This window comes from Endozoicomonas arenosclerae, from assembly GCF_001562015.1.
GTDB classification, from domain to species: Bacteria; Pseudomonadota; Gammaproteobacteria; order Pseudomonadales; family Endozoicomonadaceae; genus Endozoicomonas_A; species Endozoicomonas_A arenosclerae.
The window spans coordinates 1-17,480 of sequence record NZ_LASA01000122.1; the positions used below are offsets into that span (position 1 = coordinate 1).

16 protein-coding genes are annotated in these 17,480 nt (G+C 49.3%); 8 read left to right on the forward strand and 8 right to left on the reverse strand.

Annotation, left to right across the window (positions count from 1 at the left end; translation table 11 throughout):
* Positions 1-372: 372 nt before the first annotated feature.
* Both WG89_RS30510 and WG89_RS31715 read left to right on the forward strand, forming a co-directional pair.
* Positions 373-585 carry a hypothetical protein gene (locus WG89_RS30510; protein WP_153301706.1) on the forward strand — a complete coding sequence of 71 codons (213 nt, stop codon included), beginning with the start codon at positions 373-375 and terminating at the stop codon, positions 583-585.
* Between the two features lie 179 nt (positions 586-764).
* Positions 765-1,733 (forward strand): MAPEG family protein, encoded by a 969-nt coding sequence (locus WG89_RS31715; RefSeq protein ID WP_216638522.1) that lies wholly within the window; start codon positions 765-767, stop codon positions 1,731-1,733.
* 83 nt (positions 1,734-1,816) lie between these two features.
* On the opposite strand, the gene WG89_RS19720 is transcribed toward WG89_RS31715, so the two are convergent.
* The gene (locus tag WG89_RS19720) at positions 1,817-3,079 is read right to left on the reverse strand and encodes a DNA polymerase Y family protein (RefSeq protein WP_062269033.1); all 1,263 of its coding nucleotides are present in this window, start codon (positions 3,077-3,079) and stop codon (positions 1,817-1,819) included.
* A gap of 412 nt (positions 3,080-3,491) precedes the next feature.
* Between WG89_RS19720 and WG89_RS19730 the strand changes: the two genes are divergently transcribed.
* The 3 genes from WG89_RS19730 to WG89_RS19740 all read left to right on the forward strand — a co-directional run bounded on the left by WG89_RS19730 (position 3,492) and on the right by WG89_RS19740 (position 7,129).
* Positions 3,492-4,745 (forward strand): hypothetical protein, encoded by a 1,254-nt coding sequence (locus WG89_RS19730; protein WP_062269037.1) that lies wholly within the window; start codon positions 3,492-3,494, stop codon positions 4,743-4,745.
* Between the two features lie 96 nt (positions 4,746-4,841).
* Complete coding sequence (locus WG89_RS19735; protein WP_153301707.1) at positions 4,842-5,891, forward strand: hypothetical protein; 1,050 nt, start codon at positions 4,842-4,844, stop codon at positions 5,889-5,891.
* A 221-nt stretch (positions 5,892-6,112) separates the two neighbouring features.
* The gene (locus WG89_RS19740; protein ID WP_062269041.1) at positions 6,113-7,129 is read left to right on the forward strand and encodes a threonine aldolase family protein; all 1,017 of its coding nucleotides are present in this window, start codon (positions 6,113-6,115) and stop codon (positions 7,127-7,129) included.
* 63 nt (positions 7,130-7,192) lie between these two features.
* On the opposite strand, the gene WG89_RS19745 is transcribed toward WG89_RS19740, so the two are convergent.
* Positions 7,193-7,645, reverse strand: a complete 453-nt coding sequence (locus tag WG89_RS19745; protein WP_062269043.1) for a hypothetical protein — start codon at positions 7,643-7,645, stop codon at positions 7,193-7,195.
* Positions 7,646-7,824: 179 nt separating this feature from the next.
* On the opposite strand from WG89_RS19745, the gene WG89_RS19750 reads away from it, so the two are divergent.
* From WG89_RS19750 to WG89_RS19760, 3 genes are all read left to right on the forward strand, one after another.
* On the forward strand, positions 7,825-8,712 hold the full coding sequence (locus WG89_RS19750) for an NAD(P)/FAD-dependent oxidoreductase (RefSeq protein ID WP_172806869.1): 888 nt from the start codon (positions 7,825-7,827) through the stop codon (positions 8,710-8,712).
* Between the two features lie 90 nt (positions 8,713-8,802).
* On the forward strand, positions 8,803-10,014 hold the full coding sequence (locus tag WG89_RS19755; protein ID WP_062269047.1) for an MFS transporter: 1,212 nt from the start codon (positions 8,803-8,805) through the stop codon (positions 10,012-10,014).
* 46 nt (positions 10,015-10,060) lie between these two features.
* Positions 10,061-11,209, forward strand: coding sequence for an alpha-hydroxy acid oxidase (locus tag WG89_RS19760; RefSeq protein WP_062269049.1), 1,149 nt, complete (start codon positions 10,061-10,063; stop codon positions 11,207-11,209).
* Between the two features lie 14 nt (positions 11,210-11,223).
* Here the strand turns inward: WG89_RS19760 and WG89_RS19765 are convergent, their stop codons facing one another.
* From WG89_RS19765 to WG89_RS19790, 6 genes are all read right to left on the reverse strand, one after another.
* Positions 11,224-11,970, reverse strand: coding sequence for a substrate-binding periplasmic protein (locus tag WG89_RS19765; protein ID WP_062269051.1), 747 nt, complete (start codon positions 11,968-11,970; stop codon positions 11,224-11,226).
* 114 nt (positions 11,971-12,084) lie between these two features.
* Positions 12,085-13,368: an MFS transporter gene (locus WG89_RS19770; protein ID WP_062269053.1), complete on the reverse strand. Its 1,284-nt coding sequence runs from the start codon at positions 13,366-13,368 to the stop codon at positions 12,085-12,087.
* Between the two features lie 8 nt (positions 13,369-13,376).
* Positions 13,377-14,660, reverse strand: a complete 1,284-nt coding sequence (locus WG89_RS19775) for an MFS transporter (protein ID WP_062269056.1) — start codon at positions 14,658-14,660, stop codon at positions 13,377-13,379.
* A gap of 49 nt (positions 14,661-14,709) precedes the next feature.
* The gene (locus WG89_RS19780; protein WP_062269057.1) at positions 14,710-15,780 is read right to left on the reverse strand and encodes a phospholipase A; all 1,071 of its coding nucleotides are present in this window, start codon (positions 15,778-15,780) and stop codon (positions 14,710-14,712) included.
* A 129-nt stretch (positions 15,781-15,909) separates the two neighbouring features.
* Complete coding sequence (locus tag WG89_RS19785; protein ID WP_062269059.1) at positions 15,910-17,220, reverse strand: MFS transporter; 1,311 nt, start codon at positions 17,218-17,220, stop codon at positions 15,910-15,912.
* Between the two features lie 60 nt (positions 17,221-17,280).
* Positions 17,281-17,480 (reverse strand): hypothetical protein (locus WG89_RS19790; protein WP_216638417.1); only part of this gene is annotated, 200 nt, incomplete at its 5' end.

Below are 17,480 nucleotides of genomic sequence, written 5' to 3' on the forward strand. Positions count from 1 at the left end.
GGTGCTTGCGATAACGCTCCTTTGTCGTTTTGCCTTCCCTTTCACCCAACAAGGTCGGCGTTCTCGATAATGATTTCGGAGCTCAATACTGAGCCTGTATCTTCCCCTGTCAACGCTTAACCATTGCCATTACTGACAACCGCCCATGACTCGGGGTTCCGGCGGTTTGCTAGACCTTACCGGATGAAGGGCTTTCACCTTCAATCTCTTGCCGATTTATCTCGGCGCACTGGATGTCCTTTTTCACCTTTTTCACCTCTTCACCTCCCTTGATCAATGTAGTTATCTTCTTTTCTACAGGCTTATTCTGTGGCAACCCCTAATATTTATCATCATAAATATGGGTAAAAATTATTATTTTTGGAAGTCAAAATGAGAAAATTACTCAAGCATTCTGCTTTAGGGGCCGTTGCCACATATGCTTCAACATCTGCAGGAATTGCAGCACTTGGAACAGCTGTAAATGCTTCAGTCATTGTCGCCCCCTTAGCAGTTGCATATGTGATGACTCATGATAAAGACGAAATCAAAGTTCTAAAAAGGAAGGGAAAAAATTTATTTCGTAAAATAGCAAAAAGTAGATAGACGTTAATCAACCTTTTACTTCTAATATTAAAATTTAAAGGTAAATCTGGGAAAATAAATCTGGGACACCCACTCATTTTCTGGAAAGAAAGTTCTCATTTAATCGTTGGGTGTTCCTTTTCAAAGGGTGTCCTTTTCATATTCCTTCTCACACCTCACGCCATGACAGTTAGTTTCTAATGCTCATAATTTTAACGATGATAACGGTGCTTGCAGCTTTACTATCGCTTCCTTTTGCCCTTGCTCAATACACTGAGTACCAGTCACTTCCAGATGAACATTGGTATAAGCGTTGTGATCATGCATTAAACAAAATGACACGTTCACAAATGCTGTATCATTTAGGGTCTCCAACCATTTTATTTGCTTTCCTGTCAGGGCTATCAATAGAAGACTCATATGACCAAATCGTGAGAAATCTGGCCATCGTTATTGTTCTTTCTATTTGGTTTTATGCTGCTCATGGTAAGCAATTGATGATATTTGAAAAGTGGTATGAGAACTCACTGCTTATTTCAACAGCATTATTAATAATTACTCTTATCTGTATTTTCTACCCTCAGAATGCATGGTTTTTCCGGATTTACGGATTTACGGATTTTCAATATCCGTTTTTTGGGGTTATGTTATGTTTAAGCACCGTATCATTAACGAGGCGCAATAAACTCAACCTGGGGAGGCGCTTACAGTATGTCTCTGCAGATGGTATTAAAACAAAACAACTTCTAAATAAATTCAAAGATATGGATATCCCCCAAGAATATAACATCACCCTGATCTCTGTGGGCATAATAGGCTTGATCAGTCTCGTTCAGTTGCTCATTGCAGATATAGCCGCTATCAAAGCCAAACATAAACCCGGCTTTCCTATCGATGCCGATTACGGCAGCTTTCTATTCAGAGCCACACGCGCACATGCAAACACCAATGAAAGCATCTTTATTTTTATATCATTCGCAGTGTTTGGCATTTTCTCACACGCTCATCCAGGTTGGCTGAATGCTTTTGCTTTAGCGTACATAGCAGGGCGTGTTTCACATATGATTTGCTACTATGCGAACATTCATTTAGTCCGCAGCATTGCATTTGGAGTAAGCCTTATCGGTCTGACCGGCATGCTGATTTCAAGTATCATTCCCTGGCTCTAGAATTGCCCTGACTCATATGAGCCATAACTCCATCAAGGACCATAAAGTACCCTTGGTGACCTTTCATGTTTTGATCCTTCAATCTAACTCTCCAAAGTATTCCTGGGCCCGGCTGGCCGCCAGGCCGGTGAGATCACATTGGGCATTTCCGAGCGGTTCAGCAAGGGTGCCTTGCACAGGGCAAACTCTCCGTAACGATGGTTAACTGCATCAATCGTGGCTAGCAGCTTTTCCTTTTTCACATCCTCTTCTGTAAACAGTTCTCCCTGCCCATGTTTGGGCTGAGGGTCCAGGGCTCCGACATGCACCTGATGCACCCCGTGGCTTCTTTCTCCTTCATCCCAGTAAACGTTCAGGAAAAAGTCTGCCAGCGCCATGATCAGGTCACCGTCAGAAGTCGGTGTTGTGGTCTTCAGCTTTTTACTGACCCAGCCTCTGGGTGTATTAACGCCTACAGAGAACAGCTGAGCCTCAAAGTCGTAACGCCTTAGGCGAGCTGCCACCTTCTCACACATATGCAGTAAATAGGTTCTGAGCACCGTTTTATCCCGGGTATCCGGTGGAATCACCTTGCCATGACCAATGGTCTGGGGGGCGCCTACTTCTTTATGAAGGGGCTCCGGGTCCATTCCCTGGGCCATCAGCCAGATCCGTTTGCCGAGATTACCAAAGCGCTTGCCCAACACACTGATGGGTACTTTCTGCATATCCCCGCAACGATGCACCCCGTATTGAGCCAGGTAGCGACCAATACCGGAACCGACGCCGCAAAGGTCCGTCACCAGCACACCCGAAAGGGTTTCACGAGCCTGATAAGGGTGCACAATCGTCAAACCATCCGGTTTCTGCTTCTTGGCTGCCCATTTGGCGGTGGTTTTGTCGCCACTGATTCCTACTGAACACAGCAGGCCAGAGGCTTCAAAGACACAGTCCTTGATCTTGCGACCTATCTCTTCAACAGGGCAGTCATAGAGAGACTGACAGCCAGTCAGATCCAGAAAAGCCTCATCCACCGAGAAGATTTCCACCTCGGGGGTGATGTTTTCCAGCGCTGACATGATGCTGGAGGAGACCTGGGCATAACGATAAGGCCGGGAAGCGGCCTGGATCAGGTCTGGGGCCAGGGCTCTGGCCTCACGCAACCTCATCCCGGTTTTAATGCCCCGGGCGCGGGCCTCGTAGGAGGCAGTGATGATGCAAGTCCCTGTTCGGCCATTGGTGACACAAACCGGTTTCCCCAACCATTGAGGCCGGTCAAGCTGCTCAATGGAGGCAAAGAAAGCGTTCATATCCACCAGCGCAATCATTCTGGGCCAGGGCTTGTCTTTTACAGAAATACTGTTCATGCATACAGTATTATTCACTCAAAGCCATGAAACAAGTTCTTCTTTGATTGATTTTTTTTATCAACCCGAAGATTTCATAAAGTGTCGAGCTTATCGCTCTGGCATTTTTTCGGCTGACACGTTTTCTCGGCATATTCATGCTTATTGCATGTTCTTGATGGGTTCTAGACAGCGCCGAGAAAACGCTGTCATGGCGGGAAAAGGGCTAGCGAGAAGCCGACGAGCGGTACCTGCTTTTATCTGTGAGCCACCAGAAGGCTCTGACATGGACATTAACCAATAAATTGAGCCATATGAGAGCGGCTTTATGGAATCTTCGGGTTTCGTCAGCGCTTCTAACAGAGATGTTATGCAATCGCTTGTCTGAATTTCGTACGATCGGCTCTACATTGGTTCACACAGGGAAGTAGCCATGTTCAAGCGCACAAGGATCGCCTTTCAGATAGTGCTGACTCTGTTCAGTTTTTTCGGTTTCAATGAAGCCGTACTGGCAGTCAGGTATCGCACCACCATCTATATCAGCAACTTTGACGCCCGGATGGCCGTTGCTCATACCGGTATCGAAACCCCATCATTCGCAGGCTACGCATCCTCAGGAAAGGATGCCTACCTGGCCGGCGACCCCGGAAACATGAAATTTAATGAGTCCCCGCTCAAACTGCTGGAGGGCTCTCTGAAAGATCTGCTTAAGCATTCAAAGCTGGAAAAGAACAGCAGCACAGACCTGGTGATTGGCATAGCCGGGTACGACTTCTATAGTCGCAAGCCTGCTCCCACTTCTGACAAGCTGACAGAATACCGCTACACCCAGACCCAGAACTGCCCCGTCAGCAGTAACCGGAAGGACTATTTCGCTTGTATGGCCACCGCTTTATTCAGACAGCACGGCATTCAGGTAGACAGTGTAAAAATCGTTGGTGACCATACCCTGATGGCCGCCAGCGCCCAAAGCTGGTTGCAGAGGAACTGCAAGGCTTCCCGACATTTCGACCTGATTCAGGCGACGACTACAGCGGTGCCCTATCAGGTCAGAAATGGCCGCATCAAACCCTGGTCAGCCAATCTGCCGGAATGGTTGAGAATGTCGGGTGGTTACTGGGACATTGGTCAGTCCAGTCAGGACGCCTGGTTCAGTCCTGTTCCTTACAGCAAGAACAGTTACCCGGCCTTTATTGAGTCCCAACCTGTGCGCCAGACCCTGTTTGCCAGCGATTATGTGCAGGAATACGGGCAACTCAAGGGCGACCAATACGCCATGATGAAACGCTGGGGTCGTACTGGCGTTAATTCCCTGGGCTATCAGGCCAGCCAGATCTACAACGACCACAACCGGCAGGATTATCTCAGCGGCCAGAATGCTGTCAGCCAGAGCACCTATGACAAGGCAAGAGCTCAACTGAAAGCCGTCTTCCATGATGTGATCGAGCAATTGGCCACCATTATCAATCTGAAACAGAGTGAATATTACTCAGGCCAAAACCCGGAGCACCCGATTGTCATTCTCGGAGAATTTGCTGCCGATGTGCTTGAGCGAAAGGAAAACCGTGACTTATTGCTGCAAAGCCTGCCTGAAGAAGCACGCTGTCGGGTGGACATTGTTCCGGGAGACAGCTTCTACGAAAACCTCTCGGGTGGTGGTTTGAGAATACTGGAGAAAAAACGTTAGGCCTGCTAACCGGGCTGTCATTAAGAAATTGGCCCAGAAAGCATAAGCTGATCACAGAACAGATAAAAGCATTCAAGGATAGAAAAGGAGCACGCCATGTACACATGCATGTCAGACCAGACAACCACAAGTACGCCAACCAGCGTTGATCTGGAACCCGCTCTTGAGTCATTTCAGGGGCTCGAACAGCAAGCCAAAACCTGGATCTGCAACGGCGCATCCTGGGCAGTATCCACTCTGTACTCAGGGGCCAGTAAAATTACAGCCATGGCCAAAAACTATATGGCCGACATGCAAGACCTGTACGAGAACGGAATGCTGTTTGAATGGGACTGGGATGAAACCGACATCATGGACAGACAGGCATCAGTGACTTCTCCTACTGCTTCCTTGAAGCCATTGCCAGAAACCGCTCTGCCCACCTATGAGCAGGAAATGAAAAGGCTGGTTCCTGAGTTGATGGAAAGCAGTTTATCTCCCGAGCCACAAAAGCCTACAGAAAGTACTCTGGACAAGCAGGAGACAGTGAAGCAGCCAACAGAAGTCAAAGTTCAGGTTGCTCCGGTCAAAACACCGAAAAAACCAAAGCCGTCGCGTATCCCTCGCCCGGTAACCCGACCAAAGAGTAAGACAACTGAGACCATAAATGATGCTCCTGCTCCGCAGAAGCCGGCTAAGGAAAAGCCCGACTATCCATTTATGACAGCACTTTCCAAAGCTCACTACATCCCCTTCAACACACCGGGAGCAGAGGTAGCGGACCGATATCAAAAGCATATTCGCACAGTGGTCTTTGGTTCGAAAGAGGAGCAAAAGCCAAAGAGAGAACTGAAAGAACTCTCATCAAGCTTTCTGGAAAGGCAGGAAAAGCTGACCCGAGCCAAACAGAAATATGAAGCTGATCTGAAAGCCCCTGCTCCAAGGGACAAAGGTGGCAAGGTAAATACTGAAACCACCAAGCGACTGGCACAACCCAAGTACACCCGGGCAAAAGGTGAGAAGAAAGCCATTCGCGATTTTACTCAGCAAGAGTTTGCCAGCCACGCTTTCCCAAACCTGTATCTGAGGCAGGATTTTGAAAAGGGACGCCCACTGGAAAGCCAGCGCAGGCAAAAAACAAAGACCAGAACGGCCACAGTGAAGTGATTAAGGACTTGTCTGAAATGAACTTCCTTGTTGAAGCCCAATACCACCACCCTTCGACAAGCTCAGGGTGAACGGAATCACGTAAATCAGTAAGAACACTCCTTGTTGCCAGGACTCGCTCCTGGCTTTTTTTTGTCTGCATTTAGCAGGCACAAACATTGGGCATTTCACTCGTTCCAGATAAACTACTTCTCTTCAATCATGAGAACAGAAAGCGGTCCATGGAAAAGAATTTCTGCAGTGATAACGGCTCAGGTGTTTGCCCTGAAGTCATGCAAGCACTGGCTGACGCCAACCAGGGGCACGTCCCTTCTTACGGCAATGATCGTCTTACTCAGGAAGCCGATGAGCTGATCAAGGCCGCCCTGGGGCGTGAGTGTGATATTTATTATGTCTACAACGGAACAGCTGCCAACACCCTGGCCTGCAAATCTGTTCTGCGCAGCATAGACAGTATCATCTGCCCCGACAGTGCTCATATCTTTACCCATGAAGTGGGCGCACCGGCCAATGCTACAGGCAGTAAAATCATTACCTTACCGGCCGTGCACGGCAAGATAACACCCGAACAGATTCGAACTGCCTATGAGCAGGAAACCTATTGGGGCCCTCATGCCACCCGCCCTCGTCTGGTTTCCATTACCCAGTCAACCGAGTGGGGAACGTTTTACTCACTGGAAGAACTGGCGGCTATCAAAGCAGTTTGTGAAGAAACCGGTATGTTGCTGCATGTGGACGGCTGCCGGATTTACAATGCTGTTGTGGCTATGGACTCTTCCCTTGCCGACCTTTGCCAGCACATGGATATCCTGTCACTGGGCGGTACCAAGAACGGTCTGATGTTTGGTGAAGCCCTGGTATTCTTCAACCAGGAAGCGGCGGATGGTTTCCTGCACCTGCGCAAACAGGGGCTGCAGCTGCACTCTAAAATGCGCTTTATTTCCGCCCAGATGAAAGCCCTGTTTACCGATGGCCTCTGGCAAAAAAATGCCCTGCAGGCTAACCGGATGACAGAAAGACTGGCTGAGGGTGTGCTGAAGCACCCTGATATCAATCTCTACTGCCCGGTGCAAACCAACCAGCTGTTTGTCACGATGCCCAAGGTATTAGCGGATAAACTCATGGCAGTGAGAGCCTTCTTCCCGAATGGGCCAGAGTGCTATCGAATGGTGACATCGTTTGATACGACGGAAGAAGAAGTGGACAGTTTTGTAGCGGCAGCTATGGAAGGACAGTAAAAAGCGGTTTGGAAAGTATGAGATATACACGACAACGATGTAAAAGTCGTTGTCGTACAGCCACTACTGCACAGGGACAATCTGGCGTAACATCAATTCAATACGACCCAAGGATTCCTTGACTTCAACCATGTCAGACTCGAGTTTTGTGAGTCGCTTATGGTGATCGTCCAGACAGCGCTCAATGGCCTCGAAGCGAAGAATCATATTGCTGAAATTCTTGTTGCATTGATCAGCCAGTGAGCTCAGATCTTTTTCGATCTTGTCAAAACGTTTGTCATGCTCGTCAAGACGTTGCTCGACCACTTCAAAGCGGGCATCTATTGCATCAAAGCGTTGATCAACCATTTCAAAACGGGCGTCAATGGCATCAAAACGCTTATCGTGATCATCGAACCGCTGATTGATCTCGATAAAACGCTCATGCAGCTCATACCTGAGCACCCCCAGATCACTGTCGACCCGCTTCACATCTGCGTCAACTTTGACCAATTCCAATTTACTGTCGTTGCTCATTGCGCTACCTCATATTTGTGCAAATCAGTATAGGAAGCTTTTTGGCAAGTCGTTAATTCAAAGTGTTGTTTTCGTGTGAAAAATTTCCGCCTTGCATGGCTGTTTAATGCACCTTCATGCAATACTGTGGAAAAGAACAACAAAACAGATTGGAACAGGATGTTCAGGAGAAATCTGCAGTGAGCAGCTCGAACAGAATTATTATTATCGGTGGCGGTATCTCCGGACTGTCTGCTGCACTCTGGTGTCACCGACTGGGGCTTTCTCCCCTGATACTGGAGCAAAACTCCGAACTGGGCGGCCAGCTGCACCAGATTTACCTGCCTTTGGTCGACTATCCCGGCTTTCAGGGTACCGCCTCTGAGCTTCTGCAGTCTTTACTGTCACAAATTCATCAAGGGGATATCCCCTACCTGCTGGAACAAAAAGTCGAGCGTATCGACTACAAGAGCAACGTTGTTTATGCCAATCAACAGGCTTTGAGCTACTCAGCCCTCATTATGGCTACAGGTAATCGTAAACGGGAGCTTCCTCTGCTGAGTCCATTCATAGGCAGTCATGTTCATATGACCGCCACCGGCGTAATGAATCAGCTTGCAGACCAGCACGTAGCGATCATAGGTGGAGGCGATGGAGCCTTTGAAAACGCCCTGCTGGTTGCACCGGTAGCCCGGAAGGTATCCATTCTTATACGGGCCACACAGCCCAGAGCGCGACAATCTTTTGTCGAGCAAGCCATCAAGACCGAGAACATCAGCCTTTATTATCAACAGCAAGTTCAGGCATTTCTGGATGACCCTGAGTTCAGAGGACTACAGCTGACGCACACCACTACCGGAGAGGAGGAAAAGCTAGCCTGTGACCAGGTCATCATTAAATGCGGCTATACCCCGGCGCTGGATTTACTCCCTGAAACTCTGCCCCTTCCAGACAGCCAGCTGCAAATAAGCGATCAGAATGTCTGGATTATTGGTGATGTGAGAAACCCCGTAGATCCATGCCTGAGTGTCTGTGTGGGTGAAGCCGCAAAATCTGCCAGAGAGATCTGCCGCTACCTGAACGTCTGAAACGAAATAGCTTCGGTCTCACATGGCCGTTGAGGGAAACACTCTCTACTCTTGTTAAGAAGAATAAGGAAAAAGTTTCCCGAGCACACCATGAACCGCAAAAAAGCGTCCAGCCACTCACAGATCCTGCCAGCTATGGCAGCCATTTTTGTCGATGTTCTTTCTTATGGTTTGATCACTCCACTGCTGGTAGCAGCCTTTGCCGATAATATTTTTCTGGCCTCCAGCCCTCACTGGCAACCTTTCTTTCTGGCTTTAGCTTTTGCCCTGTTTCCACTGGGTATGTTCTTTGGCGCCGCCACTTTGGGTGACCTCAGTGATCGCTGGGGCCGCAGGAAAACCCTGATACTGTGCATGGCCGGACTGACCGCCGCTTTTACTCTGATGGCACTGTCAGTGGCCTTGGGCAGTGTCACCCTGCTGCTACTGGGACGTCTGACCAGTGGTTTGCTGGGAGGCAGTATGGCCATTGGCCAGGCAGCCATCATTGATCTTTCCACCCCGGAAACCAAACCACAAAACCTCAGCCGGATTACCATTGCCAATGCTTTGGCCCATTTTCTGGGCCCTGCTATCGGAGCTGTGCTGGCCGATTCCGGTCTGTACCTTCCCTTTATCTGCATCAGTATCATGGCCATTGCCACACTGATCTGGATTGCCCTGAAAATGGAAGAGACCCGGATTGTTGAATCCGCCTCCCACGTCATTAACTGGCAGCGCCCGATTCAGATTTTTTCAGAAGCTTTTGCCCATCCGGAAATACGCAGACTGTCATGGGTTTATCTGCTGTTTCATGCCGGAAACAGTATGAGCTACCAGTTTTTCTATGTTTTCCTGGCTGAACGATTTGATTACACCCCCAGTGATCTCAGTCTGTTCAGCGCTCTGGCTATGGGCGGTGGTGGTTTACTGGCTACATTCTGGTTATTACCCAGGCTGCAGAAACACTTTCCCCCCCTGACTCTGTCGATCTATCCACTGCTGCTAGCCGGTTTTCTCAGCCAGATGTTCCAGATGTCCCTGCCCATGGAGCTGCGCTGGCTTATTGGCTTTCTCTGGGCCATCGCACTGATCACTGCTTATGTCAGCACTATTACCCTCTACAGCAACTGTGTGGACGAATCCCGACAGGGCTGGGTGATGGGCATATCCAACTCGGTGTTTGCTTTTTCTTTCGTCATTGGCGGACTGTCAGCGTCCATGCTGAGCTGGTTCACCGTTGAAACCCTGCTGACTTTTTCCGGCCTGTTATTGATCTGCTCCGGAGCGCTGCTATACATAAACGCTAAACGTTTTTCATAACCCCTGCCCGGAGCCTTCATAGGGCTCTGGCTTATCGGCCAGCAGCATGCGTCTGAAACATTGTCACAATACCCGGGATTTTCGAAAACTGGCCAGGCAGCGACTGCCTTCGCCAGTTTTTCATTACATAGACGGCGCCGCCGATGATGAAGCCACTCTGAAAAGAAACACAGAAGCTTATGCCTCCTGTGACTTGGTCCCTAATGTTTTACGAGGGGCTGAGCAGGTTGACCTGTCCACAGAACTTATGGGAATCAAGCTGGATATCCCTCTGTTTCTATCTCCCACGGCTTTGCAGAAACTGTTTCATCACCAGGGCGAAATGGCCGTGGGTAAAGCGGCAGAAAAATACGGTACCCTGTTTGGGCTGTCTTCATTAGGCACCACCAGCATTGAAGACATTAGTCGTTCAATAGCCACCCCCAAAATGTTCCAGCTGTATGTTCATAAAGATAAAGGACTGACCCAAAGCATGGTGGACCGGTGCAAAGCAGCTGGCTTTGATGCTATGGCACTGACCGTAGATACCGCCGTTGGCGGCAACAGGGAAAGGGATCTGGTGACCGGGTTTACAGTGCCTCCCAGACTGACACTGAAAAGCCTTTTGAGCTTTGCCTGTCACCCAGCCTGGGCCTTGAACTATTACCTGAGAGGGGGTTTTCAATTACCCCAGTTACGGGACTATGTCAGTGAAGGCTCCAGCATTCCCTTGTCCATCGCCCACTACTTCAACACCATGCTGGATCAAAGCATGAACTGGCAGTCTGCGGAGGACATTGCCCGATACTGGGGAAAGCCTTTTGTTCTGAAGGGTGTCATGTCCGTGGAGGATGCCCGTAAAGCCGTGGACATTGGCGCCTCAGCCATCATGATTTCCAATCACGGCGGTCGACAGCTGGACGGCTCCCGATCCCCTTTTGATCAGCTGGCAGAGATTGTTGATGCGGTGGGAGACAAAATAGATGTCATCTGCGATGGTGGCATCCAGCGGGGAACCCATGTGTTAAAGGCTCTCTCGCTGGGTGCCAAAGCCTGCTCAGGGGGCAGGCTGTACCTCTATGCCCTGGCTGCTGCAGGTCAGGCGGGTGTGGAAAAAGCCCTGGGCAACCTGCGCAGCGAGATGGAAAGGGATATGAAACTGATGGGCTGTAAAAACCTTTCAGAGCTTAACCGGAGCAATCTTCGCTTCCGCTGAGACCTTTCCGGTCGTTATAAATAGTTCTCGGTCAGTTCTTCAACCTTCCCTTCACGCTTCATCACATCCAGCGTAGATTGCAACAGCGTCACCATTTCATCGGATACATTCCGGTTCAAAGCCAGATAAAAGTCAACGGATGTATAAGTAAAGACAGGTACAGCCTGAGGCAAACCTGCGGCTTCAGAAATGAAGGGGGCGGAAAAACGACTGGAGGCCCAAAGGTCTATTCTGCCTGCTTCCAGCTTCTCGGCATTATGTTTGTCCAGCGCGGCTTCGATCACCGGAACACCTTTTGACTTGAGATACTCGGAAGAAATATCTCCCTTGTAGCCACCCACACGGTATTTTTTCAGATCCTCAATAGAGTTGACCTGAATAGTACTTCCCGCTTTTTTCAAAACAATCAGATCATTGGCAACCAAAGGTCCAACCCATTTAAACAGGGGCTTTCGCTCGTCGGTCAAAGCCGTTGAAAACAGACCGTAGTTGCTTTTCTCCAATGCCATTTTATAAATACGACTCCAGGGTGACCTGAGCGTCATGGAGTAGTTGATACTGGAGCGTTTCATCAGTTCTTTTACAATTTCAGCCGAAACCCCATCAATACCACTCTCCCTGGCAAAGTTCTTGTCTTCAATGCTCATATTGAAAGGAGGATAGTTTTCGGTCAGAAGATACAGCTTTTCCACTGCCTGACTGGCAGTAGAATAGAAAGACATCAGCAAAAACACGCCAACAAGCCCTGATAGATAGCGCATACAATCTCCTGTACTGCTTTTATTGTTATTGTCTAGGCACGGCCAAGCCTAACATAGAAAAAACAAAAGTGGAGACCTACTCACCCGTTGCGCTTAGAGTTTTACATTCCCAAGTCACACGTCTGAAAAATAACTTTTTATATGGGCCTTTTTCATCATCACACAGGCCAGGATTCCGCTGAGCCCGCCAAAAACAAGAAAGACTGCCGGAGAAGACATACTACCGGTCACACGGATCAACTCCATGGCCAGAATCGGTGTAATGCCACTGAACAGGGCAAAGCTGAGGTTATAACAGAAGGCAATGCCTGAATATCGAACCTGGACCGGAAAAATAGACGCCAGCGCCAGGGGAGCAATGCCGGCAATCCCGCCACGCAGAATGGAACCCAGACACATAATCAGAATCACATGCACTGTGCCACTGGCCAGCCAGCCAAACATCGGCCAGGCCGAAAGTATCAGCATCCAGGAGGCCAGCAGCAATAAGGTTCGGGTTTGAAACCGCTCCGACAGCCATCCCATTACCAGAAATACCAGACTGGAGCAGACACCACCCAGAGCACTGGCCAGCGCCACATCGGCAGGGTCATAGTGCAGAAGGTGAGATAGATAACCCGGGGTGAACAGCAGAAGCAAAGGTACACTGGTGGCAATAGGCACAATCATCAAAAAGCCACAGATCAAAGGCTTTCTGAAATCTCTGAATAAGGTTTTGATGGGCACTTTGGAGCGCTGCTGACTTTCAAACATCTGCACAAACAGTTTTGATTCCTGAAACCTTCTGCGGAACAGGTAACTGAATATGCCAAAAAGGCCTCCCAGCCAGAACGGCAAGCGCCATCCCCACAGGTTCATCTCACTCTTAGATAACGTGCCTAATAACGTCGCGTGGAGAAGCGAACCAAAAACAGCGCCAAGCACCAACGACATAAACAATAAAGCCATGACCATCCCACGACGCTCTTCCAATGTTTCACAGAGGAAGGTCATGGCTCCGGGAATCTCGCCACCAATGGAGAAGCCCTGAATCACTCGGAGCAGAATCAGCATAACGGGTGCCCAGACCCCCACCTGCTCATAAACCGGTAAACACCCAATCAGCGCCGTTGGCAATGCCATCATCAAAATGGTCATGACAAATACAGGCTTCCTGCCCTGTCTGTCACCCAGATGGCCAAAGATAATGCCACCGATGGGTCGGGCCAGATAACCGGCAGAAAAAGTAGCGAAAGACGATAGCAAAGAAAGATAAGGGTCATGGCTGGGGAAAAACTGATCGGCAATGTAACCTGCCATCAGGGCATAAATGATAAAGTCATAAAGCTCCAGAAAACCACCCAGAGAAGTCACCAGCACCAGCTGGCGGTGCTCAGGCCCCAGAGATAAAGCCATCATGTCTCCCCTTATGCCTGACTGCATAATGTACGACAAGACTTGTTCGTAACCAGAGCGGCACCCAGTATTCCGCAGAGCCCGCTGAAAGACAGATACCAGGCTGGAGAGGATAAAGACCCAGTGCCTTGTATCAGACTCATGGCAATCAGGGGAGCCAGCCCACCAAAAAGCGCAAAACTCAGGTTGTAACAGAAGGCGATGCCTGAATAACGAACCTCAACGGGAAACAGGGTAGACAGCAGCAAGGGCGCCACTCCCACAACACTGCCCATAGTCAGGGCACTGAGTAGCATAACGGCAATCAAATACGCATGACCTGACGCATAAACCGGGAAAATAACCCACCCGGCCATGACAATGATCATGGAGCCTGCCTGCATTAACCGGACCCGGGAAATTTTTTCGCACCAGCTGCCCACCAGCAAAAACACCAGTGATGAGGCAAAAATGCCTATTGCGCCTGCCTGAGCCACCTGCGAAGCATCATATTCCAGCAAACGGGTCAGATACCCCGGTGTAAACAGGAAAAGCAAAGGCATACTAACCGCGACAGGAATGATCAGGAGTGTGCCGCAAAACATCGACAACTTATGCTCCGAGAAAAGCTGCGCCAGGGGCACCCGGGAACGCTTTTGCTTTTCACCCAGCTCCAGAAACAGGCGGGACTCATTAAATCGTTTACGAACAACATAACTGCATATGCCCAGAGTACCTCCCAGCCAGAACGGCACCCGCCAACCCCAGCTGCTCATTTGCTCCGGAGTCAGCCACCAAAGCATAAAAGCTTCCACCAGCGAACCAAACACTACGCCATTGACCAGCGCCAGAAAGAGCAGCCCCATCACCAACCCCGGCCGCTGATCTACGGTTTCGCTCAGATAAGTCATGGCTCCGGGAATCTCGCCACCAATGGAAAAACCCTGGAAGACTCTCAACAAAGTCAGCAATAAAGGTGCAGCCAGACCAATCTGGTTGTAAGTGGGCAGACAGCCGATCAAGGCTGTGGACAATGCCATCATCAGGACAGTGATGACAAACGTAGGTTTACGCCCAAAGCGATCACCAAAATGACCAAAGATGACGCCCCCCAATGGCCTGGCCATATAACCCACTGAAAAGGTGGCAAAGGTGGTCAGCAGAGAGGTATAGGGATCATGACTGGGAAAAAAGAGATCAGACAGATAACTGGCCATCAGGGCATAAATGACGAAGTCGTAAAACTCCAGGAATCCTCCCAGAGAGGTCACCCAAACCAGTTGACGATGTTTTTTGGAAATGAAGCGCTCTGACACTGAAGCGTCCCGCCGTTTAATGCTTGACGCTCCAGTGTAGACCAGCCCGTTACAACCAGTCGGTGAGCATGACCCCAATGCTGAAGCGATTCACACTGGCGTTGTAATCAATCAGGCTTTCACCGTAACCATTGAAGTACTGAACGTAACCTCTGAAACGATCACTGAGAGGGAATGACCAATCCAGCTGCACTGCCCCTTTATTGTCAGAAGAGCGAAGATTGTTCCTGAACATCATGGAGATCTGGTGGTCATCCAGCTTGTAGCCAAAATGGAGTTCACCGTTGCCCATGTACTTTTCAATATCCGGGTTATCATCGCCGTCGGTACTGTTGGGATCATTGGGATCTTTTTCAGACTCGGGAATCCGGTACCAGGGCTTAAAGCTCATATAAAAGTTGCCCTTCTCCAGCAGGAAATTCAGGTAAACCCGATTCCAGCTGCGGGAAAGACTGCCCGTACGGCCATTGGACTGGTGGGAAAGACCGGCCACCACTGCCCTTAAATCCATACCGAAAACAGAATAATCTACGGGGAAAACCGCAAAGACTTCAGGTTCATGATTGGTTTCCCTGAAAGGGGCTGAATTACTGTTGTAGGCCTGCCACCAGGAAGTGTTGGTGTAGGCAACATAAACGTTGCCATAGTCATTCCATAGACCTTCCCAGACGGGCGCTTTCAGACTGAGCTGAAACTTGATTTCAGTAGACGTCAGCTCCTCACCCACGTCTTTGTAGGGTTCCTTGTTGACATTACTGTTCCAGGAAACCGGAAGCACATAATTAGGTCGATGGGGAGTGATGACAAAACGGTTATCAGTGGCTTGCTGCTCGCCCCTGGCTCGCTCATCAAAGGCACTCTCTTCAATCTCTCTGGCCATATCGGAATCATCAGCCACCACCGCTGCTGCTTCATTTTCAGGCGTCTTGCTACAGAGCGCTCTTATCTCGCTCATGGTGGTTTTGTCATCCGCTTCCATGGCTTGCTTGAGGAGGCACTGTTCATAAGGCGTTGACGCCAACGCTGCTGTGGATGAAAGAGTGGATGAAAGACTCAGGACTAACCCTGCAATCAACAAAGATCCCTCTTTGCGTGCGACAGGCGCCTTATTATTATTCATAACCGGAAATCTTTTCTTTGTAGTGAAGCCATGAGCTGCTTGTCCCGGTGATCAGTAAACTCCTCCTAACATCAGGACAGCCCGAAATAATTACTGCAAGGATGAACATAAATCCATGACACTGCAATCTCAACCCTTTTCAGCAGGTTCAGTGTTAAGGCATTCACTTTTTTCCATATCAAAGTCCGGCCAGGGCAAAATCATGGCGAACAGACTGATTATGCCAATGATGGCAAGATAATAAGCTGGCCCTAACATGGTCCCTGTCTGCTGCACAATCAGGGTGGATGTGAAAGGGGCAAGACCACCAAATATGGCAAAGCCGAAGTTATAAGTGGTGGCAATACCGGTATAGCGCACCTCTGTGGGAAAAAAGCGCACGATGATGGGAGGCAGTAATCCAGAGGCTATGGCGGCAAATAGCCCACAGGTCATCATGATTTTCCTGACTTGTGGATCTTCGGTCACAAAGTATTGGAAGGCGGGAAAGGAGAACACAATAACGGCTAATGCCAAACCAATAGCCAGCAACCTTTTATTCATCAGGTCGGTCAAAATACCAGCCACCAGTGACAGTGGTGACAGAATTAAAAAGGCAACTGCCGCATGCCAGGCGACTCTGGCATGAGGTAAATCCAATAAAGAAGAAAGATAGCTGGGCATGTAGACACCATAGACAGTGACCGTTGCGCCACAAAGTGCCATCAGTAACAAACCACAAAACAAAACTTTGCGATGCTCTCTAAACAAAAGCAGCAAAGGAACAGAAGAGCGCTGACGAACCTGATCCAGGGCCAGAAACAAGCCAGACTCGTCAAAGCGTTTACGAATCTGATAGCTGACCAGCCCCAGCAAACCTCCAATCCAGAACGGGATACGCCAGCCCCAGTCAGCCATGATTTTCTGCCCCAGTAACAAGTTCAAAAAACCATGCAAAAAAGTGCCCAGCGAAATGCCAATCATGAGTGCCAGAAATAAAATGCCAATCATTAAGCCCTGACGTTGAGGAGCACTTTCGCTGAGGTATGTGATCGCTCCCGGCAACTCACCACCCAGAGAAAACCCCTGAACCAGTCTGAGAGTGACCAGCAGCAACGGCGCAAGAACGCCAACCTCCTGATAAGTGGGCAGACACCCCATCAGGGCCGTGGTCAGAGCCATCAGAAAAATGGTCAGGGTAAAGGTTTTCTTGCGGCCAAGCCGGTCACCCAGATGGCCAAAGAATAATCCACCCAGCGGTCGTGTCAGATAGCCTACGGCAAACGCTGCAAAGGTTCCTAACAGTGACGTCACCTGATCCGATGCCGGAAAAAAGTGATCGGCAATATAACTGGCCATCAAGGCATAGATCAGAAAGTCATAGAGCTCCAGCATCCCCCCCATGGAGACAGCCAGAGCCAACTTGTATTGTTCACTGGGTGCGGTAATGCAACGAGGCATAAGTCACTCTATTACAGTATTTTCCAATCCTGAAATGAGCCTGAAGGCAGGTACTACTACCTAACCCTCGGCTTGTCGCTCATGAACTAATTGAAACAGGATTTCTCTGGCTTGTTGCAGCTTTCTGGCCGCTTCATTATCGGTCATGGCTTCCGCTTTGTCCTTTAGTTGGTCCAGTGTAATCCCTTCTTTCAGGTACTGTTCTGGTTCCTTCAGTGACAGGAACTTTTCGTAAGGGGTCATCATGTTTTCATAGCGGT

Excerpts from the sequence above, each read along its gene's own strand:
- WG89_RS30510 (WP_153301706.1), top strand. The coding sequence starts at position 373 with ATGAGAAAATTACTCAAGCATTCTGCTTTAGGGGCCGTTGCCACATAT.
- WG89_RS31715 (WP_216638522.1), top strand. The coding sequence starts at position 765 with ATGCTCATAATTTTAACGATGATAACGGTGCTTGCAGCTTTACTATCG.
- WG89_RS19720 (WP_062269033.1), bottom strand. The coding sequence starts at position 3,079 with ATGAACAGTATTTCTGTAAAAGACAAGCCCTGGCCCAGAATGATTGCG.
- WG89_RS19730 (WP_062269037.1), top strand. The coding sequence starts at position 3,492 with ATGTTCAAGCGCACAAGGATCGCCTTTCAGATAGTGCTGACTCTGTTC.
- WG89_RS19735 (WP_153301707.1), top strand. The coding sequence starts at position 4,842 with ATGTACACATGCATGTCAGACCAGACAACCACAAGTACGCCAACCAGC.
- WG89_RS19740 (WP_062269041.1), top strand. The coding sequence starts at position 6,113 with ATGGAAAAGAATTTCTGCAGTGATAACGGCTCAGGTGTTTGCCCTGAA.
- WG89_RS19745 (WP_062269043.1), bottom strand. The coding sequence starts at position 7,645 with ATGAGCAACGACAGTAAATTGGAATTGGTCAAAGTTGACGCAGATGTG.
- WG89_RS19755 (WP_062269047.1), top strand. The coding sequence starts at position 8,803 with ATGAACCGCAAAAAAGCGTCCAGCCACTCACAGATCCTGCCAGCTATG.
- WG89_RS19760 (WP_062269049.1), top strand. The coding sequence starts at position 10,061 with ATGCGTCTGAAACATTGTCACAATACCCGGGATTTTCGAAAACTGGCC.
- WG89_RS19765 (WP_062269051.1), bottom strand. The coding sequence starts at position 11,970 with ATGCGCTATCTATCAGGGCTTGTTGGCGTGTTTTTGCTGATGTCTTTC.
- WG89_RS19770 (WP_062269053.1), bottom strand. The coding sequence starts at position 13,368 with ATGATGGCTTTATCTCTGGGGCCTGAGCACCGCCAGCTGGTGCTGGTG.
- WG89_RS19780 (WP_062269057.1), bottom strand. The coding sequence starts at position 15,780 with ATGAATAATAATAAGGCGCCTGTCGCACGCAAAGAGGGATCTTTGTTG.
- WG89_RS19785 (WP_062269059.1), bottom strand. The coding sequence starts at position 17,220 with ATGCCTCGTTGCATTACCGCACCCAGTGAACAATACAAGTTGGCTCTG.